We start from the raw sequence: 24,741 nt of genomic DNA, 5'->3' as shown, positions 1-24,741 counted from the left end.
GCTCACGAGACCGCGGGACGGATGACGCCGAATGCGAACGCCAACAGCGAGCCGGGCACGCACCGCACGCCGATCGGCAGCCGGAGGCCGACAAGTTACTCGCACCCCACCTACCGCCGCACGAGGTCTGACCCTGGTCGTGGGCACAGGGAGGACTATCCGCGACGGCGCGCGCGCCGCTCGCCATACCGCCGCCGGGCCCCTGGGCGGTGCGGCGACCGCACCACACCCCTATGAGCCCCTAGGGCACGAGCGGCCGCGCGGCCGCGCCCGAACACCCGGCATCATCCGGCTGATGAGTCCGGATTATCAGGATCAAGGTCCGGAATATCAGAGAGTAGGTGTCCCACCCTCATGATCGCGCAGCTCCTTCATACCGACGGCCACCTGTTCGAGCCGCTCGGCCCCCAGCGGTTCGAGGACGTACCGGCGGAGACTGTCGAGGTGCACCCTGAGCGCACGATCCAGCACACGCGCGCCCTGCGGGGTGAGCCCGGCCAGTGTGACTCGGCGATCAGTGGGGCTCGGCCGCCGCTCAATCAGGCCCCTGGCAACCAGCCGGTCGGTCATCTTGGTGAACCCACCGCTGGAGAAGGCAACTTCCTTGGCGAGGCGGGTGAGCGGGAGCTCACGGCCGGGCGTCCGTGAGAGCCTCAGCAGGACTTCGAACCACGGTCCGGGCAGATCCGCGACCTCGCGCAGGTCCGCATCGATACGCCCATGGGCGCGACTGAAACCCTCCAGAATGAGCCCCCACCAGGTCACCAGCGTCTCGTCGTCGACGGACACCGTCCGTCCACGCCCCTCCAGGTGGCGACCTGACGTTCCCACGCCTCACTCCCTCCGTCAGCGTGGCGCACTCCGAGCATGCCGGGTTAGCGCCACCCGGCGCATTTTACCTTGCGCGAGGAAATCTTGCGAGCAAGACGATTCCTGCATATCTTTCTAGCGAGATACTTTCTTGAGAGAGGAACTCATGAGACCACTCACAAGGACACTGGCCGGCGCTCTCGCGCTGTCCACCGTCCTGATCGTCGGCGAACCCGCCATGGCGGCGTCCCGACCGGCCGTAACGGCAGCCCGGGCAGAGGCGTCGCAGATCTCCCGCAGCAAGGCGCTGGTCACGGACTTCACGCAGCGGCTGTACAACCGGCATGACCTGTCCGCCATCGACGCCTACCTCGATGCGGACTTCACCCAGCACGATCCCCGCATCGCCGACGGGCCGACAGGATTGCGCGACTACCTGACCGCGCAGAACGCGGCCCACCCCGACTCGTACCTCTCGGTCAAGCGCGTCATCGCGGAGGGCGACCTCGTCGCTGTCCACAGCAACCTGGTCCTCGACCCGCGGACCAGGGGCTACTCCGTCCTCGACCTGTACCGCCTGTCCGGCGGCAAGATCGTCGAGCACTGGGACACGATCCAGGAAGTGCCGGCGACGACGGTCAGCGGCAACGACATGTTCTCGACCCTCAGCTCCCCCCAGGTGAGCCGGCCGGACCCGAGCGCCCCCACCGCGCTCAACAAGCAACTCGTCACGGACATGTACAAGCAGGTGTTCGTGGACAAGGACGTCACCGCGTTCGACCGCTATGTCGTCGCCCCCTACTACCAGCACAACCCCGGCTTCGCCAACGGCATCCAGGCGGCCAAGGACGGGATCTCCGGGATGTTCTCGGCTTTCCCCGACTTCCACTCCGACACCTACCGGGTCATCGCCGAAGGCGACCTGGTCGTGCTCCAGTCCCGCGGCACCTTCACGTCGGACATGGCCCAGGGTGTCTTCGACATCTACCGGGTGCAGAACGGCAAGGTCGTGGAGCACTGGGACATCGTCCAGAACGTGCCCTCCACCTCCTCCAACAACAACTCCATGTTCTGACCCCGACGCCGCCCACTTCGGGTTCGCCCACACGCGTGACCGCGTTCGGCCGGGGGGCCGCGGGGATCAGCCGCGGGGGTCGGGTTCGAGTGGGAGCCAGCGTTCGCGCAGGCGGCGGTAGCGGGTCTGGGCTTGGCGGCGGTCGGGCATGTCGAGCGCGGCGGCGATCTGTTCCCAGGTCTGGCCTCCGGCGCGGGCACGGTCGATGAGTTCGAGCTCGGCGAGGTCGATCTCACGGCGGGCTTCGGACAACAGGGAGAGGCCGTCGGTGGGGTCCGGCGGGTCGGCGGCCGGGGTCGCGTGGTGGGGCGGCCGTCTGTCGGCGCGGTCGGTCGCGCAGGCGAGCAGCCGGGTGAGCGCGACCGTCGGGGTGGGCTCGCGCCGTGCCGTGCTGTGGCGGTCGGGCCCGCCGGCCGACATCACGTCATCAATTTGAGGACGTTCGGCAGCGTCGCCACCATGCCGACCGAGTATCCGCTCGCGCTCGCGGAGCGCGGAGGGCAGCAGCGCCGCGCAGATGCCTTCCAGCTCGTCCAGCTGCCGGGGGCTGAGCGCGTCGATGACCGCCCTGCGCACGGTCCCCACGTGCCCAGGGGCCAGGGCGGCGAGTTTCGCGTAGCCCGCCTCGGTCAGGACGGCGAGGTTGCCGCGCCCGTCCTCGGCGGCGCGCTCGCGGCGCACCCACCCCCGGCGCTCCAAGCCGACCATCATGTGCGAGAGTCGCGACTGCGAGCCGCGCGCCATGTGCGCCAGCTCACTCATGCGCATGCGGTGTCCCGGCGCCTCGGAGAGCGCAGCCAGCACCCCGTAGCCGAACTGCGTGAGGCCACCGTCGCGTTGCAGCTGCGCCTCCACGGCTTCGGGCAGCACGACCAGCACGGCCGCCAGCCGCCGCCACACCTGCAACTCGCGCCTACTCAATCCCACCTCTGTCACACGCCGACAATACGAGACCCGCGCTCCCGCTCCAGTCCATGCTGATTGACTCTTCAAACAGATGGGCATAGCGTAAGCGACCACAGCTTGAACGCTCAAGCAGATTCGAACTTCTGCCGCACGCCAACGCCGGCTTGAGCCGGCGGGCCTGCGGCTGACGTTCCCACGGAGAGGATCCGCCCCCCATGACTTCACTGAGCAGGCGACGGCTAATTGGAAGGGGCGCCGCACTCGGCGCGGCGGCACTGGTCGCCCCCATCGCCGCCGGTCCCGCGGCGGCGGCCACCGGGAGCGCAGACACGGTTAAGCCGTTCCCCGGCACTCCCGTGGAGGAGGAGACCAAGTCGCTCGACCAGCTGTACGCGGACGCCAGGCGCGAGGGCGGCAAACTGGTCATCTACGCCGGCGGCGACACCTCCGACCAGCAGGACGGGACCAAGCAGGCGTTCCTGGCCCAGTTCCCTGACATCGACCTGACCACGGTGGTCGACTACAGCAAGTACCACGACGTGCGCATCGACAACCAACTGGCCACCGACACCCTCGTCCCGGACGTGGTGCAGCTGCAGACCCTGCAGGACTTCACCCGATGGAAGCAGCAGGGCGCGCTGCTGCCCTACAAGCCGGCCGGGTTCTCGAAGCTCTATGACGGCTTCCGTGACCCGGACGGGGCCTGGCTGGCCATCGCGGTCGGCGCCTTCAGCTACATGTACGACGCCTCCCTGGGCGCCCAGGGTCCCGCCACGCCCTACGAGCTGGCCGACACGCGCTGGCAGGGTGCGATCTCCTCCTCCTACCCGAACGACGATGACGCGATCCTGTTCCTGTACACGCTGTATGCCCAGGCCTACGGGTGGGACTGGTTGAGCCGGCTGGCCGCCCAGAAGATCGCGTTCGGCCGCGGCACCCCCACCCCCATCACCGCGGTCGTCAGCAAGCAGAAACAGGTCGGCATCGGAGGCTTCGGCTCACTGGCCCGTCAGCTCGCCCCCGGCGTCACGTGGGTCGTCGCGGACGGGCACCCGTTCATGTCCTGGGGCCAGCGCGCCGCGATCCTGCGCGGCGCCAAGCATCCCGCCGCCGCCAAGCTCTACCTGAACTGGTCCATTTCATCCGCTGTGCAGCAGACCTCCGTCAACGGCTGGTCCGTACGCACCGACGTCACCCCCACCGGCGGGCTCAAGCCGATCTGGCAGTACCGCAACGCCCACCTCGACGAATTCCCGCGCTTCATGGCCGACCGCGCCGAGGCCGAACGCTGGCGGCAGACCTTCACCCTCTACTTCGGCGAGGTCCAGGGCGCTCCCACCCCCGGCTGGCTGGGGCTGCACCCCGGCCAGTAGACGGTCCCGTTCCCGAAAACGCGTCCCCGGCCGGGGCCACCGCGGCCCGGCCGGGCACGGCGCCCGTTTTGACCAGGCTCTCGCGACAGGCTGGCCGGCCGCCGCCGGCATCGTCGAAGGCGCCTGCCGTCACGGGGCTGACGCGAACAGCTGAACACGCCCGCAACCACCAAGCAGCTCCGTCGCGGGAGACCAGACCATGCAGAGGGACGGTAGCTTCACCAGGGCCGGCTGACCGGGCGGAAGCACAGGCCGCGACCCGGGCGCGCACCCCGAACGCCCGCCCGTCGTCTCACAGGGATGCCTTGTACATGGCGGTGAAGGTCGCGTTGAGACCCGGGCTCGACTCGATGAGCTCGGTCATGCCGGGCAGGACGTCGCGGGTGTCGAAATAGGCGACGCGCGAGTCGGGTCCGACGGACGCGCTGAACAGGGTTTCATAACCCTTCCGGTGCATTGCCTCCACTGCTTCGTCGAATGCGGTGGAGGCATAACCGAAGTGGTGGAAGCCGTACCCGCGCTGGCTGATCACGTCGCGATGGACCGACGGCAGCTCGTCTGCGGGCTGGATGAGCTCGTATTGCATGTGCCCGCCGAAGCCGAGCGCCACGTGTGCGCGTGCCTGCGACGGTGCGCCCCGGTAGCGGGGGTTCTCGCCGGCGAAGTCGCGCAGGACCGTCCAAGGTCCGACCCGGAAGCTGTCGCTGAACCGGGCCATCGCCGCGTCGAGATCCTCGACGACGAAGGCCATCTGGATGAGGCCGTCGGTCGGTTGGCCGAAGTCGAACAACATGGGCGTTCCCTCACAGTCGCTGAACAGTTGGATTGCCGGCATGGCGTGATCTGCCTCGGCAGTGCACTCAGAACGGGCTGCCGCCCATGATCACCCGTTCCTCCGGCGGGATCGGGTCGAGACTCACATGCACCTCGATGCACGACGGCCGCCCGCTCTGGAGAGCCTTGGCGAGGGCAGGCGCGAGTTCATCAAGGGCGCGCACCTGATAGCCGTCCGCACCGAGCGCGATCGCGGCGGCGGCGTAGGAGCCGTTCTCCAGCCGGTTGTTGACGATCCGGTCCTTGCCGAGCAGGATCTCCTGCGCGTGCAGAGTGGCGCCCCAGGCCCGGTTGTTGAGTACGACGACGACCGCTCCGAGCCCCGCGCGCACCATCGAGTCGAACTCGCCGAGGCTGTAGCCGACCGACCCGTCACCGGTCACGAGAACGACGTTCGTGCCGGGTTCGACAGCTGCCTGGGCTCCCAGCGCGATGCCCATGCCGACTCCCATGGAGCCGAGATAGCCGTGGCAGAGGAACGCGGACACCGGTGCCTCGGAGATCGTCTCCGACAGCCAGAGGTAGGTGAGCGCGCCGTCGGCGACGACCACCGATGCATCGGGCACCGCCGCGGCGATGGCGCGTACGGCGTCGTAGGGATGAACGCGCTCGTCGTGGACGACCTGAGCGGCCACGGCTTCGCGCCGCCGCTGCAGGTGCGCACGCAGGGTGTTGCGCCAGCCGACCAGATCCGCCCCGGCGGCCCGCCCGGTGACGGGTTCCCGGTTGAGGTCCTGGAGTACCGGGAGCGGGTCGGCGGCGACCGACAGCGTGACCGGCTGCAGGTGTCCCAGTTCCGCGCCGGAAGGGTCGATCTGCACCACACGCGCGTCACGCGGTATCAGCGCGCCCGAGCCGTGCGCTGTGGTGAGGCCGAACCGGAGTCCCGCCATGATCACCAGGTCGGGTTCGTCTTCGGGCGGCATGCCGTACAACCCCTGCACCAGGCCGAAGTTCATGGGGCTGCGCGAGATCGCGCCGAGGCCCTCGTAGTCCGACATCAGGGGTACGCCGAGTCGCTCGGCGAAAGCCCGGAGCTCGCCGCCGGCGCCGGATCTCGGTACCTCGGACCCCGCGACGATCACCGGCCGCCGGGACTCCGCCAGCAGCCGGAGGATCTGATACACCCCGGCCTGTGCGAGCCCCGGTCCGTGGTCGGCGCCGTGCAGGAGTTCCGTGGTCAGGTCGGGCATCTCGTCGAGCTGTCCGGTCAGCACGTCCCAGGGGATGTCCACCAGCACGGGTCCGCGTGGCGCGGACAGCGCGGTGCGGATGGCGCGAGCCAGGATGCGGGGAATCAGCGACGCGCGCGTCACCCGGTGCGCCCACTTGGTGACGGGTGTCGCGATCGCCACCTGGTCCAGCCCCGCCTGCAGAGTGTTGGTCTGGTCGCCCGCCAGCGGGCCGGACGCGGCGAGGTAGAGCACAGGAGTGCGATCGAGGTGTGCGTTGGCCATCGACGTGACGGCGTTGGTGAACCCGCCGCCGGCCGTCAGCAACGCGACACCGAGAGCGTTGCGTACGCGTGCGTAGCCTTCCGCCGCGTGGCCCGCGTTCATCTCGTGCCGCGTGTCCACGATGGGCAGCCGGTGGTCGAGCGCGGCCTGGTAGACGGAGTCGATGTGCGCGCCGTTGATGCCGAACATCCGGTCGACACCGGCCTGTTGGAGGAGACGGACGACGATGTCGCCGCCGGACACACGAGTCATGGAATGCTGCTTCCTCTCCAGACGCCGGAATCCCGACGTCAGACGCAGGTTTCGCCGCCGTCGACGGCCAGGACATGACCGGTCACGAAACTCGCCCGCGGGGAAGCGAGCCAGTACGCGGCTTCGGCGACCTCCCGCGGCCCGGCCACACGGCCGAGCGGAGTCCCGGCCGACACGGCGGCGGCGTCGAGGTTCTCGTGTTCCTCCAGGTGCCGCAGCATTCCGGTGCGGGTCAGGCCCGGGGCTATCGCGTTGACGCGGATCCCGTGGCGACCGTGCTCGGCGGCCGCGGACTTGGTCAGCCCGACGACGCCGTGCTTGAACGCGGAATACGCGGCGCCGCCACCGGGGTTGCCGACCAGGCCGGCGACCGACGATGTGTTCACGATCGCGCCGTGCCCATGGGGCACCATGACGGCAAGTTCGTGTTTCATGCACAGCCATACGCCGCGCAGGTTCACCGACTCCGACAGCTCCCAGCTCTCACTGCTGAGCTGTTCGACCGGGCCCACGGGGGGCGCGATTCCGGCGTTGTTGAAGGCGGCGTCCAGCGTGCCGTAGGTGTCGATCGCCGCGGCGACCATGTTCTCGACCTCTTTCTCGACCGAGACATCCACCTGGACGAAGATCGCCTTGCCGCCCGCCGCGGTGATGGCGGCGACGGTGTGGGCGCCGGACTCGGAACGGTCCGCCGCGACAACCGCCGCACCACGCTCGGCGAACAGTTCCGCGGCCGCCCTTCCGATGCCCGAACCGGCACCGGTCACCAGCACGACCGACCCGTGCATGTCGTGCGCCGTCACCGCCCGGCCTCCGTCGCGGTCAGGATCTCGTCGTAGACCGGGTTGGCGAGGACCGTCCTCTCCACCGCGGCTCGGCGCGGGTCCCCCGGGTCGGTGGGTAGCGACGCGAGGATCGCGTCGAACCGCCGGGCGAGCAGTTCCCGATGCTCGGCATGCGTCAGCACGTAGAGCCTTTCCTCATGGATCGCCTGCAGGACCCGTTCGCCGACCTCCCGCGGCTGCATCGCCGTCTCGTGCAGGTCGGCCTCCGCGGCGGCGCCCGGCGCGTGCTGCCGTGGCTCGCCGGGGGGCGGCGGTCCCTTGTGGATGTTGGTTCGGACGATTCCCGGCGTGAGGACGGAGACGTTCACCGGGGTGGCCCTCAGTTCGGCCGCCAGCGCCTCCATCAGCCCCACCACACCGAATTTCGCGGCCACGTAAAGTGCCCCGGGGGTGCCGAGCAGACCTCCGATCGACGCGGTCGAGACGATGTGCCCCGGACGGCCGGAGGCCAGCATGCGCGGCAGGAAGGTCCGGATGCCGTTGAAGACGCCGGTGAGGTTGATGTCGAGCACCCAGTCCCACTGTTCGAAGGTCGCCTCGGCCAGCGGTGCGAGGAATCCGACCCCCGCGTTGTTGACCAGCACGTCCACGCCGCCGTAGTCGCGGTCGAGACGGTCGGCGACGGCGTCGAACGCCGCACGGTCCCGTACGTCGAGCTGAATGGCCTCGGCCTTGCCGACGCTCGCGAGTTCACGCTGTGCGCTCGCGACCGTCTCCGCGACGACTCCGCAGATGACCACGTTCATTCCGGCCTGGCACAGGACCTGCGCGACGCCGAGGCCGATGCCGCTGTCCCCGCCGGTGATGAAGGCGGTCTTGCCCGCCAGATCTCGCATGATGGGTTTTCCTTTCCCCGTGGCAGGCCGCGGGTGTCTGCGCCGGCTCAGGCCGTCAGTCGTTGCCGCGGTGGGCGGCGATGGCCTGGTCCAGAGTGGCGTGGTCGGCCCAGCTGCCGTGGAAGCCGAAGGGCACCCGGCTGGGGAGCTTGACCCGGGCCAGCGGGGTGCGGCGCAGGTCGGCCGCGTCGTGGATGAGCAGTTCGGTGAGGTTGGTGGTGCGGTTCCACCACAGGGAGAGCAGGTAGCCGTCGTCCTCGCCGCGGGCGTTCTCTCGGGGGACGAAGATCGGTTCGCCGGGGCTGGTCAGGCCGTCGGGGCCTTCCACGACGGTGGTGTGGTCGAGCAGGTAGTCGTGGCGGGCCAGGCCGTCGGACATGATGTCGTCGGCCAGGCCACGCGTGGTGACGAAGTAGCCGTAGCGGGTCGGCCGGCCCGTGTACGCGTCGTTGATCTTCGGGAACTCGCCGAAGATGCCGCTGACCATCTTTTCCGTGGCCCGGCCGGTCGCCAGGTCCACGCACCACCGGTAGGGCTGGGCCGGGGGGAACCACTCGTGGGAGGTCACGGGCGTCCCGATGCGGTCGACGGGGGTGCCGAGCCGGCTGATGCGGTGGCCGTCGATGACCAGCCGGCCGTCCTGCTCGTAGGCGTTGAAGAAGTGGGTGTTGGCCCAGTGGCCGCCGAGCTCGTGCCAGGTGACCTCGTGGGTCTGACGGTTCATCAGGACGATCTGCACGCCGTGTTCGAGGGAGTTCTCGTCCCAGACCACGCCGGGCCTGCTCTGGGCTACCAGGTCGAACCGGAACTGGGCCGGCGTGACAAAGAAGATGGCGTAGGTGTCGCTGACGGCGAAGTCGTGCATGAGGACCGGGACGCCGATGTCGAAGGAGTGCGAGTCGATGATCCGGCCCGTCTTCACGTCGGCGCGGTACCAGGTGATCGTCGGTCCGACGGCGGCGAAGAACAGCATGTCGCCGGTGTCCGGGTCGGTCTTGTAGTGGCCGGTGCACAGGACGTCGATGCCGCCATGGAAGTCGTACGTGCCCAGGGTGCGCAGGGTCTCGGGGTCCAGCGCGTGCGGCAGTCCGCCCTCGAAGTAGACGATCAGGTGGTCGTCGAAGAGGCCGGCGTTGATGTTGGCCACGTTCTTGGCGCGCGGGGCGCCCTCGGGCAGCCGGCCCGGGGTGCCGCCGTTGACGAAGCCGCTGTAGATCGCTTCCCCGGCCTCCACCTCGACCTTCATCGAGTCGGTCTCGACCCAGCGGGTGCGGTAGGCGGCCCTGCCCTCGCGCAGGTAGATGCCGCATACCATCCCGTCGCCCTCCCACCAGTGGTAGCGGTCGGTGTTGCGTGGCTCGAAGCGGGGGTTGGAGGAGACGCGGAACAGCGCGCCCGCGAGGTCGGACGGTATCTCGCCGTCCACCTCCAGGTCGTACCCCTCGCTCTCCTCCGTCCAGGGGGCGAAGGGGCCATTGAGGAACTTGTTGTCCGTGGACCATCCCGCTTCCGCGTGCGAGGACGCGGCGGCCTGTTCGGTCCGGCGGGGGACGACGGTCATGGGAGCAGGGGGCATGGAGTTCGGGGCCATGGGGGTCTCCGTGTGGTTCTGTGAGGAGGGCCGTCAGAAGGGGTAGTGCGGGAGCTCGCCCCGGACGGTGACCCACTGCTGCTCGGTGAAGGCTTCGATGTTGGCGGCGGCGCCGCCGTGCCGGGATCCGGTGCCGGAGTCGCCGACTCCGCCGAAGGGGATGACCGCCTCGTCGTTGACGGTCTGGTCGTTGATGTGGACCAGGCCGCTGGGGACGCGTTCCGCAAGGGCCAGGCCCTTCATGACGTCCCGGGTGAGGATGCCGAGGGACAGCCCGTACTCGGTCCCGGCGGCCAGGTGGGCCGCCTCGTCGAGGTCCTGGAAGGGGACGACGGGTGCCACGGGCCCGAAGATCTCCTGTGCGTAGGCGGGCGCGGTGAGCGGTACGTCGGTGAGCACGGTCGGCCGGTAGAAGAGGTCTTGGTAGGTGCCGCCCGCGGCCAGCCGGGCACCGGCCTCGACCGTCTCGGTGACGATGCGGTGGATGTTGTCGCGCTGCCCGGCGTCGATGACCGGGCCGAGGGCGACCTTCTCGGTGGTCGGGTCGCCGACGGTGAGCGCGTCGGCATGCTGCGCGAGCAGGGCCGTGTACTCGTCGGCGACCGAGGCGTGGACGAGGTGGCGGCTGCTGGCCATGCAGATCTGGCCGGCGTGGACGAAGGATCCCCAGGCACCCACCGAGGCGGCCTTCTCGAGGTCGACGTCGTCCATGATGACGAGAGCGGAGTTCCCGCCCAGCTCCAGGTGGACCCGCTTGAGGTGCTGTGCGGCGGCGATACCGATGGCGCGCCCGGCCCGCGTGGAGCCGGTGAACGCGATCACGGGGATCCGCGGATGCTCCACCACAGCCGCGCCCACGTCCGCGCCGCCGGGCAGGACATGCAGCAGACCAGAAGGCAGGCCCGCCTCCTCGAAGACGCGGGCGAAGACCACGCCGCCGCTGATCGCGGTACGGGGGTCCGGCTTGAGGACGACCGCGTTGCCGAGGGCGAGAGCCGGGGCGACCGCTCGCATGGCCAGGATGACCGGCACATTGAACGGGGCGATGACGCCGACCACCCCGACGGGATTGCGACGGGCGAACGACAGCCGCTGCTGCCCGGAACGCAGCAGCTCACCGTAGGGCGCCCCGGCGAGGGCGGCGGCCTCGTGGCATTCCTCGGCACCACCGCTGGAGACCTGCAGCGCGGCGAACGGCCGTATCGCGCCGGATTCCCGCATCAGCCAGGTCTCGATCTCCTGCTGGTGTTCCTCGAAGAGGCGCGCGGCGCGGCGCAGCACGGCGGCGCGGTCGGAGTACGGCCGGGCGGCCCATTCGCGCTGGGCCCGCACCGCCTTCTCCACCGCCTTGTCCACGTCGGCCGGGGAGGCGGAGCCGACGCTGCCCAGCGTCTTGCCGGTCGCGGGCTCGACGGCCTGGTACGGCTCGCCCGAACCGCTGATCCACTCACCCGAGCCGGAGAAGATGCGGCCCTCCCAGGTGCTGCTGTCCAAAAGCGTCATGGTGTCCCGTTCCACTCAGTGCGTTGTGTCGCGAAGGTTATGTGTCGTGTCTCAAAGATGGCGAGGCAGGGCGTTTTCTGGCCTCGGTCCCGTTTCATCCGGGTACCACCCCGCGCAGACCCGGACCTGTCGCTGCCCGTTGACGATCGCTCGAGGCCGAGCACGGCATCGGCCGCCGGCACACCCGGAGCGGCGGCGAAGAGCAGAACAGACCGCGAGGAAGATGAAGTCGGCCTCGGCCTTCGGGGCGGTGTCCGTGTCCTCTTTGCGGCGCGGATGCAGACCCCCGCACCGGCCGGTGCAGCTCGGCCTACATCCGAACGAGTCATGGGGCCCCCAGTAGCGGTGTGAGCGGTCCTCGCGAGCTCTCCGAACAACATATACGTCCCGCATATCCGGACTTGCTTAGCGTTATACAGGACGCTGCACCGAGAGAACGCACGACGTCAAGAGGCTTGATGCAGCAATTTCCGCTTTCTCGTCGGTTGACGCAACCACCCACATCGACCTACCGTCCCATGATACAAGACTTGAGTCCTACAAAAGGAGACATCTCATGGCGATCACTGGGTTGGGTCACACCGGCTTCTGGGTCGACGACCTGGAGAAGATGCGCGACTTCTACGAACGGGTGCTGGGGCTGACCGTCACGGACGAGGACGAGGAGATGGGCATCGTGTTCTTCTCCGCGCGGCCGGCGGAGGAGCACCATGAGTTCGTCCTGCAGCGGGGCCGCACCGCCCCTGCCGGGGCCATGCTCACGCACCAGGTGTCATGGCGCGTGGACTCCCTGGAGACGATCATCGACTTCCACAGGCGCTTCCGCGCCGAGGGCATCCAGGTCCAGCAAGAGGTGACGCACGGCAACGCGATCGGGATCTACTTCTTCGACCCCGAGGGCAACCGCAACGAGGTCTACCTGCGCGTCGAGCGTGACGTCCGCCAGCCGTTCCGCAAGACACTCAACCTGGACCTCCCCCCGCAGGAGATCTTCGCCGAGGTCGAGCGGCTGCTGACCGAGGGCGGCCCGGCCTACCAGCCGGTGCAGTAGTCCGCACGACCGCAGGAAGGAACGTGCGGAGGAACCACGGAAGGCCCCTCATGACAGAACTCTCTGTACGGCAGCCCGCCGTGCTGATCGTCGGTGCCGGCCCGACCGGCCTGACAGCCGCCCATTTGCTGGGCTCCCGCGGCGTACGGGTGCTGCTGGTGGAACGCAACGCCACCACGAGCAACGACGCCAAGGCGATCAGTCTCGACGACGAGTCGCTGCGCACCTTGCAGTCGGCCGATGGCCTCGACGAGGCGGTCTACCCGATCCTCGTGCCGGGCACGGGAACCAGGTACTTCGGCGCCGACGGACAGCCGCTCGTCCACGCTCGCGGCACCGGCGACCAGCGTCTCGGACATCCGTTCAAGAACCCCTTCGCCCAGCCGGACCTGGAACGCGTGCTGCGCGAGCAGCTGCGTCGCCTCCCCAACGTGGACGTCCGCTTCGACACCCGGCTGACACACCTCACCGGGCACCCCGACCACGTGGACGTGTCGCTTCGCACGGGCGGGGGGGACGGGCCGGTCGAGGAGCTGGAGGTCTCCTACGTCCTCGGCTGCGACGGCGGCCGCAGCACCGTACGCGACCTGCTGTCCATCCGCATGCAGGGGCGCAGCTTCCCCGACGAGGTATGGCTGGTGGTCGACACCCTGGACGACACGCACGACCAGCGCTACGGCATGCACCACGGCAGCCCGGAACGGCCTGTCGTCATCGTCCCCGGGCGGGAGGGACGTTGCCGCTACGAGTTCCGTATGAAGGCGGGCGAGTGCGAGGCGGGAACGCCACCTCCGTTCCCTCTGGTGCGCCGACTCCTCGAGCCGTACCGGCAGATCACCCAAGAGCAGGTCGAGCGCGCCGTCGCCTACAGCTTCCACGCGCTGCTGGCCGAGCGGCTGCGCGACGGGCGCTGCTTCCTGCTCGGCGACGCTGCGCACATGATGCCGCCGTTCGCCGGGCAGGGTCTCAACTCGGGTGTGCGGGACGCGGCCAACCTCTGCTGGAAGGTCGCCGAAGTCCTGGCGGGCCGGGCCGACGATGCGCTGCTGGACACGTACGACACCGAGCGGCGCCCGCACGCCCGGGCGGTGATCGACCTGTCCGTACGGCTCGGCCGGATCGTCATGACCACCAGCCGCCCCCGCGCACTGCTGCGTGACCTGATGGTGCGCGCAGCCATGCGCACACGGCCGGGACACCGCTACCTCACCGAGATGCGCTACCGCCCCGACACCCGGGTCAGATCGGGTGCCGTCATCCCTCTGGACGGTCCGGGCCGGGGACTCGTCGGCACGATGCTGCCGCAGCCGCGGGTGCTGCACGGACCGCATCACCGCGTCACCCGGCTCGACGACATCCTCGGGCAGGGCTGGAGCCTTCTCGGGATCGGCGTGACGGACGCCGACTGGGCGGCCGTCACCCGCGCCGGCCTCCCGGACGCCGCCGAGGTGGACGTCTTCCTGGACGACCGGGCACCGCGTGACCGAGCGGGCCGGGTGGGCATCGCCGACGCCGACGGCCGACTCGAAGCCCTCTTCACCGGACTGGACGGGCGCGTCGTACTCGTACGTCCTGACCGTCTGGTGGCTGCTGTCTTCACCCCCGAGCGGGCCAAGCACGTCGCCGCGGAGCTGCGGCGCTTCACCGCCCACCCCATGACGGCCACCGTCCCTCCCGCGGCGACCGACCCCGCCCCCCATCCCCATGGTCAGCACGACCCCACAGGAGTATCCCGATGAGGCTCAGCACCGTCCGCGTCGCCGACGACCAGACCGCCGCCGCCCGGCTGGAAGGCGAGGAACTCGTCCTGCTGCCCTTCTCCGACGTCGGCGCGCTGCTCGCCGCCGGCGACGACTGGCCCGAGCGGGCGGTTGCCGCAGGCGGCAAGCGCGTCCCCCTGGCCGAGGCGTCGCTCGCCCCACTCGTTCCCCACCCCAACAAGATCATCTGCCTGGGGCTCAACTACGCCACCCACATCAAGGAGATGGGCCGCCCGACCCCAGCCCACCCCACCCTCTTCGCAAAGTACGACGGCTCCCTGATCGGCGCCCACGACGACATCCACATGCCACCGGTCAGCAACGACCTCGACTGGGAGGCGGAGTTGGCAGTCGTCATCGGACGCGCGGGCCGCCATATACCGCGTGAGAAGGCCCTGAAGCACGTCGCCGGCTACACCGTCGCCAACGACGTCACCGTCCGCGACTGGCAGCACCGCACCCGCGAGTTCCTGTCCGGCAAGACCTTCGAGGCCACCACGCCCGTCGGGCCGGCGCTCGTCACCGCCGACGAAGTCCCGCCCGGCGCCTCGGGGTTGACCATCTCCTGCAGCGTCGACGGCCACACCATGCAGAAGTCCAACACCGCCGACCTGCTCTTCGACGTCGCCGACACCATCGCCTACGTCAGCACCATCATCACCCTGCTGCCCGGCGACCTGATCCTCACCGGAACCCCGGGCGGCGTGGGCGCCGGCCGCGACCCGAAGGTGTTCCTGCGCCCCGGCCAGGAACTGGTGACGACCGTGGAGGGCCTGGGGGAACTACGCAACACCGTCACCAAGGACCAGCTGTAGACCGGGCAAGCGGGCAGCCGGGCGCGACTTCCTCCTGCCCGCGCTCACCCGCTACAGTGTCTCGCATGTCAGGAAACGCGTCCCCCAGCTATCGCGACCGCAACTCCACCGCCGACCGGGCGCTGGACATCCTGACCATGTTCGATGACGTCAATCTGGTCGTCTCAGGGTCGGCCGTAGCGGAGCGGCTCGGCGTCGCGCGCTCCACCGCGTACCGCTACCTGCAGAGCCTGGTCGCCGGGCGCTTCCTCGAAGAGGCCCCCGGCGGTGGCTTCCGGCTCGGTCTGCGGGTGCTGGAGATCGCCCGGCTGGCCCGCCGCAGCTACGGTCTCTCCGAGATCGCCATGGCGTCGATGGAGGCGCTCGCCGAGGAGACGCACGAAACCGTACTGCTGACCCGCCGCACCGGCGACCTGGTGGTGTGCGTGGACCGCGCGGAAAGCACCCGCGCCGTACGGATCTCCTACGAACGCGGCAGCGCCCTGCCCATCAACGCCGGCGCCTCCGCCCTCGTCCTGCTGGCCTGGAGCCCCGACGACGAGGCCCGCCACCTGCTGGAGGCCACCGAGCTACGCCGGTTCACCTCGGCCACCCTCACCGACGTCGACGCGCTGATGGAACGCCTCAGCCGGATCCGCCGCCTCGGCTACTCGATCACCCGGGGCGAACTGGACCCCGACGTGGTGGGCATCGCCGCGCCCATCCGGGACGAGAACAAGCAGGTGGTGGCGGCGGTGAGCGTTGCCGCCCTCGCCTCCCGGGTCTACCCGGAGGCCGAGGCGGAGATCGCCCAGAAGGTCCTCGCCACGGCGGGCGAGATCAGCGAACGGATGGTCGTCGTCGCAGGCTGACACTGCCTGTGCGAGCAGAGCATGACCCTGACGGTGCTGCGGGTGTCGCTGAACTCGCCGCCGCCGTCGCCGCATTCGTGGGGACGCCCGTTTCCTCGGCCAAGAGCCGTCAGAGGATGTCACCAACCGCGAATTCGACTGTCACGCCAGTTCGTTGCGTTCTCCCACAGCCCGTCCGGGAGAGTGCGACTCCAGGGACCCCGCCCCCACGCACGACAGCCACACACCAGCGGTGGCGGCGACGGCGTCGATGACCAGGGCGCCTCGGTTGCGGATGGCGATGGCCTCGAGGATCTTGAGGCTGCCACCCTTGCGTCTGTCATCAGAATGATGACAGACCGGCATCGTGGACGAGGCTCGTGGCGCCGAGCGCACCCTCGATCATCTTGCCGACCGCAGCAAAAGAGCAGGCATGTCCGTCCCAGGCGTCGATGGTGCACGGCACGCCGAGGGTGGCCGCACGCCGCTGCGCCGCCAGCGGCGTGCGAGTAAGGACGACTATGAAGTGCCCCGTAATGCGCAACCGGCTCATCCACGCCGTGATTGCCAGGTGGAAAGATCACTGACGGCGTGAAGCCGCTCTGGTCATACACAGACGGCGGTGTCCCGGAACCTGGCCGGATCAGGCTGCGGGACACCGCTCACGGCAGCTCACGGACCTCGGTGGCCCGCTGAGGTGTCAGCGGACCGGTAGCGGCAGGACGCGCCGATAGCCGAAAACGGCCACTGCCCCCACCACGACGTGCATCACCATCAGCGCCACGATGGCCAGCGGACCGCTGCCGGCCATGCCCCCGCCGAGCAGAGCCAGGTCGGGAACGAACGAGACGACCACGACAACGGGCGCCAGCCAGCGCAGCAGGCCCGTCGGATTCTTGGCCGCACGACGGACGATCACCCAGCCGACGGCACCGAGGAGGACGCCGATCACGGTCAGCGGCACGTAGGCGGACGGAGTCAGCGGAGCGAAGTCGTGCGACGCGCCGCCCGCATGCGCAACGAGGGCGACCACCGCGTTCCCCACGGCGGCGGCGGCAGCAGCCGCGAGCAGCCCGCCGACCACGGTCAGGGCGCTCGGGCGCTGGGCAGGTGCGGTGGACTCGACGGCATCGGAGACGGAACCAGGCACGGGGACCTCCTAGATGGGTTCGAGAAGCGAGCGCCGCCCTCTGGAGACGCTTGACGCTTCAAGCACTCAGACAATACGCCCGGACTGTTTTAAAGGGCAAACAGACGATCCGGGCCGGCCCCCATGACTTCCACCTGCTGGCTCACCTCCCGAGGAGATGCGAGCCTGGATCAACTTGAGCCTTCGTAACCGGCGCTCCTCACCGTTCGACTCCTGTTCCGGGTACTGACGCCCGCACCGGCGGAGGATGACCCGGCAGGGCCCACTACCTCAGGGACGTCCATACGGCCGGGCATACCGCGTCCGCAGTACATGGGCGCTGCCGCACACAGGTGACGTGTTGGGTCGAGCTCGTCCTTACGCTTGAGGCATGAGAGCCCTCGGTGCCCGCGGCGAGGTCCGCCTGCGTTCCTGGTGGCAGGAGTGCGTACTCGTCGTGCTGGTCTGTGTGGTCGCGGCGATGTCGATGAACCCGCCCGTCTCCGGCGACGCCGCGACACGCTTCACCCTGGCGGCCTTCATCCTGCCCGCCGCCGGCGGCGTATCACTGCTGTGCCGGAGGCGAGCACCGTGGTGGACGCTTGGTGCGCTCACCCTGGTGACCGTGGGCTCCCAGGCGGCCGGCCACGCCGCGCTCCCGTTCATACCCGCGCTCATCGTGGCCATGTACCACGTCGCGCGGTGTTTCGACCGCAAGCCCGCGTGGACCGCCGCTCTGGTCGTCATGGTCTGCCTGCTGACCGCATCGATGGCCTGGGGCAGCGGACCGCTGTTCGGGCCCCAACGGGTGGTTCCCCTGACCTGGGTAGGGTTGGCCACGGCCATCGGGTACGCGGCGCGCATCCGGCACGCCTATGTGATCGCGCTGGAGGAGCGCGCGCTGCGGGCCGAGCGCACCCGGGAGGAGGAAGCGGAGCGACGGGTCGCGGAGGAACGTCTGCGCATCGCCCGTGAGCTGCACGACGTGGTCGCGCATGAGCTGACCCTGATCACCACCCAGGCCGGTGTCGCCCTCCACCTGGGCGAGCGAACCCCCACCCTGGCGACCGAGTCGCTGCGCAGTATCCGGGACGGTTCCAAGCAGGCGCTCGACGAGTTGCGCACCATGGTCGGCCTGCTGAGCAGGCCCGGGGACGACGCCGATCCGCCTCGCGACCCGGTGCCCGGGCTCGACCGCGTGGGCGAACTGGTCCAGTCGTTCGCCCACGCGGGGCTGAAGGTCGAGGTCGAGCGGGAGGGCGAGAGACAGCCCGTGCCCATGGCTGTGGACGTGGCCGCCTACCGCATCGTCCAGGAGGCGCTCACCAATGTCTGCAAGCACGCCGGAGCCGGACAAGCCCGCGTACGGCTGGGCTTCGGCCACGACAGCCTCCGCGTCACCGTGGAGAACGGCCCTCCCGCCGTGGTGTCGCCGGTTCTCCGCGGCCTGGACGCCGGCGGCACCGGGCGCGGTCTCATCAGCATCCGGGAGCGCAGCGCAGCGGTCGGCGGCCGGGCCACGATCGGCCCCGACTCGTCCGGGGGGTTCGTCGTGGAGGTCAGGCTGCCGTTGGGCCGCGCCCGTGACACCGGTCGGGAGGCGGAATGACGATCCGCGTCGTCCTGGCCGACGACCAGGCCCTGCTGCGCGGCACGCTGCGGCTCCTGGTGGACAACACGCCCGGCATGCAGGTGGTGGGCGAGGCCGCCAACGGCGCCGAGGCCGTCGAACTGGCACGTGAGCAGCGGGCCGACGTGGTGCTGATGGACATTCGGATGCCGGTGGTCGACGGCCTGGAGGCCACTCGGATACTCGCCTCGGACGAGCGGACCGTCGACGTCAAGGTGCTGATCCTGACCACTTTCGAGGTGGACGAGTACGTGGCGGAGGCGATCCGGGCCGGCGCCAGCGGATTCATCGGCAAGGGCACCGACCCGCAGGAGCTGGTGGACGCCATCGAGACGATCGCCAGAGGCGAAGCCCTGCTGTCCGCTACGGCGACCAGGGCGCTGATGGCCCGCTTCCAGCGGCACGTCGAGCCGGCCTGGAAACAGCAGACCGAGCGCCTGCACGTCCTCACACCTCGCGAGCAGGAGATCCTCACCCTGGTCGGCCGTGGGCTGACCAACGACGACATCTCCGGGCGGCTCCATCTGAGCCCGCACACGGTGAAGACACACATCAACCGGGCGATGACCAAACTCAAGGTCAGTGAGCGGGCGCAGCTCGTGGTCATCGCGTACGAGAGCGGACTGATCCGGCCGGGCGATGGGCCCTGAGGATGACGGGCTACCGCGTTCGCGGTAGCCGCGATGCACCGCAGTGCTCCGACGACAGCCGGCGCGGCGGACCGAAAGGCTGGGCCCGACGCGGCACGTGCACACCGACCGCGCCGCTCTAGCTCATCCCCGGAGGACCCTCGCATGTCATGGCTGTCCAGGATCAGCCTCGCCAACAGAAAACTGGTGGCACTGATCACGATCATCGTCATCGGCGTGGGCGCGTACGGCGCCTCTGCGCTGAAACAGCAGTTGCTGCCCGACCTGTCCATCCCCACGGTCGCCGTGACCGCGACATATCAGGGTGCCTCGCCCGAGGTGGTGGAGAGCCAGGTCGTCAAGCCGATCGAAAGTGCCGTGCAGGGCGTCTCCGCGGTCAAGTCGGTGACCTCCACCTCTCAGCAGGGCTCGGCCCAGGTGTCCGTCGAGTTCAACTACGGTGCCGACCTCACCAGCAAGGCGAACGACGTACAGACGGCCATCTCCAGAATCTCCTCGCAGCTGCCCAGCGGCGTCTCGCCCCAGGTGCAGACGGGCAGCACCGACGCCATGCCGACGATGACGCTGGCGGCGAGTTCCGACCAGAGTTCGCAGCAACTGGCGAAGGCTCTCCAGAACACGGTCGAGCCGAAGCTGAAGCAGGTCTCCGGGGTCAACAAGGTCACTCTGTCCGGGGAGACCGACCGGCAGGTCGTCATCACCCCCGACGCCGGCAAGCTGAAGAAGCACGGCCTGACCACCCAGTCGATCAGCTCCGCGCTGAGTGCCGACAACTCCACCTCGGCCGCCGGATCGGTGACCTCGAACCACAAGACCGTCAGTGTCCAGGTCGGCGATTCGAGCTCCGCCCTGCAGCAGATCGAGGACCTGTGGCTCAGCCCGTCCAGCTCGTCCACCGGTTCCTCGTCCATGGGCTCCGCACAGAGCGGTTTCGCGGGTTCGGCGAGCGGCAGCGGGACCACCACCTCCTCGTCCGCGGCACCCGTGCAGCTGAAGGACGTGGCGTCGGTGTCACTGCAGAGCGCCACCGTCACCTCCGTCACCCGCACCGACGGCCGGTCCAGCCTGGGCCTGTCCATCACGCTCAGCCAGGACGGCAGCTCCTCCTCCGTCTCCACGGGCGTCCGGGACAAGCTCTCCGACCTGGAGAAGACCCTCGGCCATCAGACGAAGCTGACCGTCATCTCGGACAACGGACCGCAGGTTCACAAGTCCGTGGTCGGCCTTCTCGAAGAGGGCGTGCTCGGCCTCTTCATGGCCATGATCGTGATCCTGATCTTCCTCCGGTCGGCCCGCTCCACGCTGGTCACGTCCGTGTCCATCCCGCTGTCGCTGCTGATCGCGATGATCGGGCTCTGGTGGCAGAGCTACTCGCTGAACATCCTCACCCTCGGGGCGCTCACGATGGCCGTCGGACGCGTCGTGGACGACTCGATCGTGGTGCTGGAGAACATCAAGCGCCACCTCGGCTACGGGGAGGAGAAGAAGCAGGCCGTCCTCACCGCGGTGCGCGAGGTCGCCACCGCGGTCACCGCCTCGACCATCACCACCGTCTCCGTCTTCATTCCCATCGGCCTGGTCAGCGGCCTGGTGGGACAGCTCTTCCGGCCGTTCTGCTTCACCGTGGTCGTCGCCATGCTGGCCTCGCTGCTGGTCTCGCTGACCATCGTGCCGGCGCTGGCCTACTGGTTCCTCAGGCCTCCCAAGGAGGCCGCGGGAACGAACCCGGAGGAGTTCCGCCGCCGGGCCGAAGCGGAGGAGCGCGACAGCCTGCTCTCCCGGCGCTACGTTCCCGTCGTCAACTGGGCCGTGAAGCACCGCAAGTCCGTGATCGCCATGGCCGTCGTCGTGTTCGTCGTCACCGTCAGCCTGCTCGGCACCCTGAAGACCAGCTTCCTCGGCAACGACAGCGCAAGCTCCCTGAGCCTGACCCAGACCCTGTCGGCGAACACCGACCTCGAGACCACCGACGTGGCGGCCAAGAAGGTCGAGAAGATCCTCGCGCACGAGGACGGCGTGTCCGCGTACCAGGTCACCATCGGTTCGCAGGGCGACTCCGCCATGTCGTTCGGCGGCGGTTCGAGCGGCAGCAACAGCGCCTCCTACACGCTGGCCCTCAAGAGCGGCACCGACTCCGCCGCCATCCAGAACGATCTGAAGTCGAAATTCGACAAGCTCAGCGGCATCGGCGACATGTCGTTCACCCAGGCCGGTGTGGGCGGCTCCAGCAGCGACATCGAACTCACCCTCAAGGGCCAGGACGAAGCTGCCCTGAGCACCGCGAGTCAGCGCGTCGTGAAGGCGCTCGACAAGGTCGACCAGGTGACCGGGGTGACGAGCGACCTGGCCAAGGAGGCGCCCGAGATCTCGGTCAAGGCCAAGGGCGAGGCGGCCGCCGAGTACGGGGTCAGCGACTCCACACTGGCCTCGACCGTCAGCCAGGCTCTGCAGGGCACCACCGCCACCCAGGTGACCTTCGACGACACCCAGCACGACGTCGTCATCAAGAACGCCGACAACACCCCCGACACCGTCAGCGCCCTGAAGGCACTACAGGTCAGCACCTCGCAGGGTGAGGTCCGCCTGGCCAAGGTCGCCACCGTCACCCAGGTCGAGGCCCCCGTCAAGCGCACCCGCGTCGATGACAGCCAGGCCGTCACCATCTCGGCCACGCCCGTCGGCGACAACACGGGCGCGGCCAGCACCGCGGTCGAGAACGCCGTGAAGAAGGTCGACCTGCCCTCGGGCGTCACCTACTCCATGGGCGGTGTCACCTCCAGCCAGAGCGGCGCCTTCTCCTCGCTCATCCTGGCCATGGTGGCGGCGATCGCGCTCGTCTTCCTGGTGCTCGTGGCGGTCTTCCGCAGCATCCGGCAGACGCTGGTGCTGCTCGTGTCCGTCCCGTTCGCCTTCACCGGCGCCTTCCTCCTGCTCGCGGTGACCGGTACGCCGCTCGGGGTCGCCGCGCTGATCGGCCTGCTGATGCTCATCGGCATCGTGGTCACCAACGCGGTGGTGCTCGTGGACCTCGTCAACCAGTACCGCGAGCAGGGCGTGCCCGTCATCGAAGCCGTCCAGGAAGGCGGCCGACGCAGGCTGCGGCCCATCCTCATGACCGCGCTGGCGACCATCTTCGCCCTCACCCCGATGGCCCTCGGCATCACTGACTCCGGCGGGTTCATCTCCCAGCCGCTCGCTGTGGTCGTCATCGGTGGGCTGGTCAGCTCCACGGCACTGACCCTCCTCCTGATCCCGACCCTCTACACCATGGTCGAGACCCGCCGCGAACGCCGCAAAGCCCGGCGCGCGGCTCCTGAACCGGCTCAGTCCCCAACCCTCGTGTCCTGATCCGACGTCCCCGGATCCCCCCTTTCGCCCACCGGCACCCGCGGGCGAAAGGGGGGACCTCGCGCTGTCGTGCCGTACCGGCTGGACAGCGCCGAGTGGCGGGCTCGTTGCAGGGAAAGCCGGTTCGCCACCAGGGCGGACGGACACCCTCCTTCGATCTGGCTGCGGCTCCGCGACAGCCGGCGATCACCTTGCGGGTGCTCCCATGGCACGTCGCCCGGCCGATTCGCCGGTGGCAGTACGTGGGCCGAGCCTGCCGGGGCCATCAGGTGTGGGGACGTCCGGGCCGACGCCCGGACGTCCTGAAGCAGGCGAGCCGTGTGCGCCTTCGGACCAGCCCGGGCGCCTGCGCCGATTGGCTAGTCCTCGGCCAGGATCCTGTGGAGTGAGCGAACGTCGACCACGCCCTGGTCGTTGCGTACGTCTTTGCCCGCCAGGAAACCGGCCGGCGCTGCCGGTTCGCCGAGGTCGGAGAGGACCGTCCGAGCATCGGGGAACGGGTCGTCGGCGGTGAAGTGGCTGGTGGTGACGAGGTGCGGGAGGCCCGCCCGGGCGGCGGCGAGCGCGCCGGACTCGGAGTCCTCGACGACGACTGCCTCCTCGGCCGAGCGGCCCAGTTCGCGCAGGGCCAGCAGGTAGATGTCCGGTGCGGGCTTCTTGGCGGGCACGATGTCCCCTGCGTAGACGCCGCTCATCCGGGCCCTGATGTCGGCGCCGACCACCGAGCGCAGCACCGCCTCGACGCTGTGCTGAGCCGAGGTGGAGGCCACGGCGACCTGCCAGCCGGCGTCGAGCGCCTCGGTGATCAGGCGCCGCACGCCCGGTCGGCCGGGCAGCGCGCCGTCGTTGACGAGCTGGATGTAGATCTGACTCTTGCGCCGGTGGATGGCGGCGACCTTGTCGGCCAACTCCGCACCAGGAGCGGCCAGTTCGATCGCGGGGTGATCGGCCAGGTACGCCATGAGGCGCTCCTTGCCTCCGCCGGTCTTCAGCAGCGCGGCGTACTCCCGCGCGGTCCACCGGAAGGGGGCGCCGAACTCCGCGAACGCCTGGTTGAAGGCGAGGAGATGCCCGTCGAGCTCGGTGTCGGCCAGCACTCCGTCGCAGTCGAGTATCAGGGCGCGGTCGGCACTCATGCGGACACCGCCTTCGCGGTCGCCGCGCCCCTGCTGCCGAACAGGTCGATGTGTTCCAGCGTCACCGCCGTGACCGCCGCGGAGATCTGGTCGAACATCTTGACCGGCTCCCACTTGCCGGTGGCCTCCGCGGTGGCGAGATGGGTCCGGGCCGCCTTCATGTAGGCGATCTTGAGGGCGGTGGAGATATTGATCTTTGATATGCCGGCGCCGATGAACCGGCGGAAGTCCGACGCGGCCAGCCCGGTGCCGCCGTGCAGCACGACCGGGAGATCGGTGAGCGCGCGCAAACTCTCGACGCGGTGGAACTGCAGGACCGGTGCCGCGCTGTACAGGCCGTGCGCGGTGCCGAGTTGGGGGGCGATCATGTCGGTGCCGGTCTCGTGCGCAACCTCGACGAGTTGTCCGACCGAGTAGGAGTGCTTCGCCTCGTCGGACCCGACCCCGTCCTCGACACCGATGATGTTCTCGATCTCGGACTCGACGCCGACGCCCGCCTCATGAGCCTCGGCCACCACCTCGGCGGTCTCCTTCCGAGCCTGTTCCAGGGAACGGTCCGACGCGTCGAACAGGACAGATGTCCAACCGGCCCCGATCACTTGGGTGATCACTTCCCGGTCGGGGCAGTGGTCGAGATGGAGCGCGACGGGCACGCGCACGCTCTGCGCAGCCGACCGGGCGATCGCCGCCAGCAGGGTGAGGCCCACGCTCCTCACTGTCTTGACCGAGGTTTGCAGGATGATCGGCGACTGCGCCGCCTCGGCCGCCTGGACGACGGCCCGTGCGGAGAGATCGTCAACGATGTTGACGGCGGGGACTGCGTATGCGCCGTTCTGTGCCGCGGTCACCAGATCCACCGTGTTGGCCATCGCCATGGCGTGTCTTCCTTCTGCTGGGGTGCTTCGCTGAT

21 protein-coding genes are annotated in these 24,741 nt (G+C 69.3%); 9 read left to right on the top strand and 12 right to left on the bottom strand.

Translation table 11 applies throughout. The features are described 5' to 3' along the window. Window positions 1-330: 330 nt before the first annotated feature. The gene (locus tag OG852_RS47060) at window positions 331-789 is read right to left on the bottom strand and encodes a MarR family winged helix-turn-helix transcriptional regulator (protein WP_330351199.1); all 459 of its coding nucleotides are present in this window, start codon (window positions 787-789) and stop codon (window positions 331-333) included. A 187-nt stretch (window positions 790-976) separates the two neighbouring features. Between OG852_RS47060 and OG852_RS47055 the strand changes: the two genes are divergently transcribed. Further along, on the top strand, window positions 977-1,885 hold the full coding sequence (locus OG852_RS47055) for a nuclear transport factor 2 family protein (protein WP_330351198.1): 909 nt from the start codon (window positions 977-979) through the stop codon (window positions 1,883-1,885). A gap of 66 nt (window positions 1,886-1,951) precedes the next feature. On the opposite strand, the gene OG852_RS47050 is transcribed toward OG852_RS47055, so the two are convergent. After that, window positions 1,952-2,821, bottom strand: a complete 870-nt coding sequence (locus tag OG852_RS47050) for a MarR family winged helix-turn-helix transcriptional regulator (RefSeq protein WP_330351197.1) — start codon at window positions 2,819-2,821, stop codon at window positions 1,952-1,954. A 185-nt stretch (window positions 2,822-3,006) separates the two neighbouring features. Between OG852_RS47050 and OG852_RS47045 the strand changes: the two genes are divergently transcribed. After that, on the top strand, window positions 3,007-4,164 hold the full coding sequence (locus OG852_RS47045) for an ABC transporter substrate-binding protein (protein ID WP_330351196.1): 1,158 nt from the start codon (window positions 3,007-3,009) through the stop codon (window positions 4,162-4,164). A 292-nt stretch (window positions 4,165-4,456) separates the two neighbouring features. Here the strand turns inward: OG852_RS47045 and OG852_RS47040 are convergent, their stop codons facing one another. From OG852_RS47040 to OG852_RS47015, 6 genes are all read right to left on the bottom strand, one after another. Continuing rightward, window positions 4,457-4,957 carry a VOC family protein gene (locus OG852_RS47040; RefSeq protein WP_330351195.1) on the bottom strand — a complete coding sequence of 167 codons (501 nt, stop codon included), beginning with the start codon at window positions 4,955-4,957 and terminating at the stop codon, window positions 4,457-4,459. A gap of 67 nt (window positions 4,958-5,024) precedes the next feature. Next, a complete protein-coding gene (locus tag OG852_RS47035; protein ID WP_330351194.1) occupies window positions 5,025-6,707 on the bottom strand; it encodes a thiamine pyrophosphate-binding protein in 1,683 nt (560 codons plus the stop codon). A gap of 38 nt (window positions 6,708-6,745) precedes the next feature. Further along, window positions 6,746-7,510: an SDR family NAD(P)-dependent oxidoreductase gene (locus OG852_RS47030; RefSeq protein WP_330351193.1), complete on the bottom strand. Its 765-nt coding sequence runs from the start codon at window positions 7,508-7,510 to the stop codon at window positions 6,746-6,748. Continuing rightward, window positions 7,507-8,388, bottom strand: coding sequence for an SDR family oxidoreductase (locus OG852_RS47025; protein WP_330351192.1), 882 nt, complete (start codon window positions 8,386-8,388; stop codon window positions 7,507-7,509). Before OG852_RS47025 ends, OG852_RS47030 begins: the two co-directional genes overlap by 4 nt. Before the next feature lie 55 nt (window positions 8,389-8,443). Further along, window positions 8,444-9,979, bottom strand: a complete 1,536-nt coding sequence (locus OG852_RS47020) for a carotenoid oxygenase family protein (protein WP_330351191.1) — start codon at window positions 9,977-9,979, stop codon at window positions 8,444-8,446. Between the two features lie 33 nt (window positions 9,980-10,012). Next, a complete protein-coding gene (locus tag OG852_RS47015; protein WP_330351190.1) occupies window positions 10,013-11,482 on the bottom strand; it encodes a benzaldehyde dehydrogenase in 1,470 nt (489 codons plus the stop codon). Window positions 11,483-12,038: 556 nt separating this feature from the next. Between OG852_RS47015 and OG852_RS47010 the strand changes: the two genes are divergently transcribed. The 4 genes from OG852_RS47010 to OG852_RS46995 all read left to right on the top strand — a co-directional run bounded on the left by OG852_RS47010 (window position 12,039) and on the right by OG852_RS46995 (window position 15,959). Next, on the top strand, window positions 12,039-12,533 hold the full coding sequence (locus OG852_RS47010; protein ID WP_330351189.1) for a VOC family protein: 495 nt from the start codon (window positions 12,039-12,041) through the stop codon (window positions 12,531-12,533). Window positions 12,534-12,583: 50 nt separating this feature from the next. Further along, window positions 12,584-14,272 carry a bifunctional 3-(3-hydroxy-phenyl)propionate/3-hydroxycinnamic acid hydroxylase gene (locus OG852_RS47005; protein WP_330351188.1) on the top strand — a complete coding sequence of 563 codons (1,689 nt, stop codon included), beginning with the start codon at window positions 12,584-12,586 and terminating at the stop codon, window positions 14,270-14,272. Then, a complete protein-coding gene (locus OG852_RS47000) occupies window positions 14,269-15,108 on the top strand; it encodes a fumarylacetoacetate hydrolase family protein (protein ID WP_330351187.1) in 840 nt (279 codons plus the stop codon). The genes OG852_RS47005 and OG852_RS47000 overlap by 4 nt, the downstream gene beginning before the upstream one ends. A 65-nt stretch (window positions 15,109-15,173) precedes the next feature. Next, window positions 15,174-15,959 carry an IclR family transcriptional regulator gene (locus OG852_RS46995; protein ID WP_330351186.1) on the top strand — a complete coding sequence of 262 codons (786 nt, stop codon included), beginning with the start codon at window positions 15,174-15,176 and terminating at the stop codon, window positions 15,957-15,959. Between the two features lie 322 nt (window positions 15,960-16,281). On the opposite strand, the gene OG852_RS46990 is transcribed toward OG852_RS46995, so the two are convergent. Both OG852_RS46990 and OG852_RS46985 read right to left on the bottom strand, forming a co-directional pair. Continuing rightward, entirely contained in the window at window positions 16,282-16,491 is a 210-nt protein-coding gene (locus tag OG852_RS46990) for a hypothetical protein (protein ID WP_330351185.1), read from the bottom strand. Window positions 16,492-16,638: 147 nt separating this feature from the next. Continuing rightward, a complete protein-coding gene (locus tag OG852_RS46985) occupies window positions 16,639-17,088 on the bottom strand; it encodes a DUF6069 family protein (protein WP_330351184.1) in 450 nt (149 codons plus the stop codon). Between the two features lie 370 nt (window positions 17,089-17,458). Here OG852_RS46985 and OG852_RS46980 point away from each other — a divergent pair, with 370 nt between their 5' ends. The 3 genes from OG852_RS46980 to OG852_RS46970 all read left to right on the top strand — a co-directional run bounded on the left by OG852_RS46980 (window position 17,459) and on the right by OG852_RS46970 (window position 22,695). Beyond that, window positions 17,459-18,676, top strand: coding sequence for a sensor histidine kinase (locus OG852_RS46980; RefSeq protein ID WP_330351183.1), 1,218 nt, complete (start codon window positions 17,459-17,461; stop codon window positions 18,674-18,676). Continuing rightward, on the top strand, window positions 18,673-19,347 hold the full coding sequence (locus OG852_RS46975) for a response regulator transcription factor (protein WP_330351182.1): 675 nt from the start codon (window positions 18,673-18,675) through the stop codon (window positions 19,345-19,347). Before OG852_RS46980 ends, OG852_RS46975 begins: the two co-directional genes overlap by 4 nt. Window positions 19,348-19,491: 144 nt before the next feature. Further along, the gene (locus OG852_RS46970) at window positions 19,492-22,695 is read left to right on the top strand and encodes an efflux RND transporter permease subunit (protein ID WP_330351181.1); all 3,204 of its coding nucleotides are present in this window, start codon (window positions 19,492-19,494) and stop codon (window positions 22,693-22,695) included. A 359-nt stretch (window positions 22,696-23,054) separates the two neighbouring features. On the opposite strand, the gene OG852_RS46965 is transcribed toward OG852_RS46970, so the two are convergent. Continuing rightward, window positions 23,055-23,831: an HAD-IA family hydrolase gene (locus tag OG852_RS46965; RefSeq protein ID WP_330351180.1), complete on the bottom strand. Its 777-nt coding sequence runs from the start codon at window positions 23,829-23,831 to the stop codon at window positions 23,055-23,057. Further along, window positions 23,828-24,706: a class II fructose-bisphosphate aldolase gene (locus OG852_RS46960; RefSeq protein WP_330351179.1), complete on the bottom strand. Its 879-nt coding sequence runs from the start codon at window positions 24,704-24,706 to the stop codon at window positions 23,828-23,830. The genes OG852_RS46965 and OG852_RS46960 overlap by 4 nt, the downstream gene beginning before the upstream one ends. Window positions 24,707-24,741 lie beyond the last annotated feature (35 nt).

Source organism: Streptomyces sp. NBC_00582, assembly GCF_036345155.1.
In the GTDB taxonomy this organism is placed as follows: domain Bacteria; phylum Actinomycetota; class Actinomycetes; order Streptomycetales; family Streptomycetaceae; genus Streptomyces.
This window is presented reverse-complemented; position numbering and strand designations above follow the sequence as displayed.

Excerpts from the sequence above, each read along its gene's own strand:
- OG852_RS47055 (WP_330351198.1), top strand. The coding sequence starts at position 977 with ATGAGACCACTCACAAGGACACTGGCCGGCGCTCTCGCGCTGTCCACC.
- OG852_RS47045 (WP_330351196.1), top strand. The coding sequence starts at position 3,007 with ATGACTTCACTGAGCAGGCGACGGCTAATTGGAAGGGGCGCCGCACTC.
- OG852_RS47040 (WP_330351195.1), bottom strand. The coding sequence starts at position 4,957 with ATGTTGTTCGACTTCGGCCAACCGACCGACGGCCTCATCCAGATGGCC.
- OG852_RS47035 (WP_330351194.1), bottom strand. The coding sequence starts at position 6,707 with ATGACTCGTGTGTCCGGCGGCGACATCGTCGTCCGTCTCCTCCAACAG.
- OG852_RS47025 (WP_330351192.1), bottom strand. The coding sequence starts at position 8,388 with ATGCGAGATCTGGCGGGCAAGACCGCCTTCATCACCGGCGGGGACAGC.
- OG852_RS47020 (WP_330351191.1), bottom strand. The coding sequence starts at position 9,979 with ATGGCCCCGAACTCCATGCCCCCTGCTCCCATGACCGTCGTCCCCCGC.
- OG852_RS47015 (WP_330351190.1), bottom strand. The coding sequence starts at position 11,482 with ATGACGCTTTTGGACAGCAGCACCTGGGAGGGCCGCATCTTCTCCGGC.
- OG852_RS47010 (WP_330351189.1), top strand. The coding sequence starts at position 12,039 with ATGGCGATCACTGGGTTGGGTCACACCGGCTTCTGGGTCGACGACCTG.
- OG852_RS47005 (WP_330351188.1), top strand. The coding sequence starts at position 12,584 with ATGACAGAACTCTCTGTACGGCAGCCCGCCGTGCTGATCGTCGGTGCC.
- OG852_RS47000 (WP_330351187.1), top strand. The coding sequence starts at position 14,269 with ATGAGGCTCAGCACCGTCCGCGTCGCCGACGACCAGACCGCCGCCGCC.
- OG852_RS46995 (WP_330351186.1), top strand. The coding sequence starts at position 15,174 with ATGTCAGGAAACGCGTCCCCCAGCTATCGCGACCGCAACTCCACCGCC.
- OG852_RS46990 (WP_330351185.1), bottom strand. The coding sequence starts at position 16,491 with ATGAGCCGGTTGCGCATTACGGGGCACTTCATAGTCGTCCTTACTCGC.
- OG852_RS46980 (WP_330351183.1), top strand. The coding sequence starts at position 17,459 with ATGAGAGCCCTCGGTGCCCGCGGCGAGGTCCGCCTGCGTTCCTGGTGG.
- OG852_RS46975 (WP_330351182.1), top strand. The coding sequence starts at position 18,673 with ATGACGATCCGCGTCGTCCTGGCCGACGACCAGGCCCTGCTGCGCGGC.
- OG852_RS46970 (WP_330351181.1), top strand. The coding sequence starts at position 19,492 with ATGTCATGGCTGTCCAGGATCAGCCTCGCCAACAGAAAACTGGTGGCA.
- OG852_RS46965 (WP_330351180.1), bottom strand. The coding sequence starts at position 23,831 with ATGAGTGCCGACCGCGCCCTGATACTCGACTGCGACGGAGTGCTGGCC.
- OG852_RS46960 (WP_330351179.1), bottom strand. The coding sequence starts at position 24,706 with ATGGCGATGGCCAACACGGTGGATCTGGTGACCGCGGCACAGAACGGC.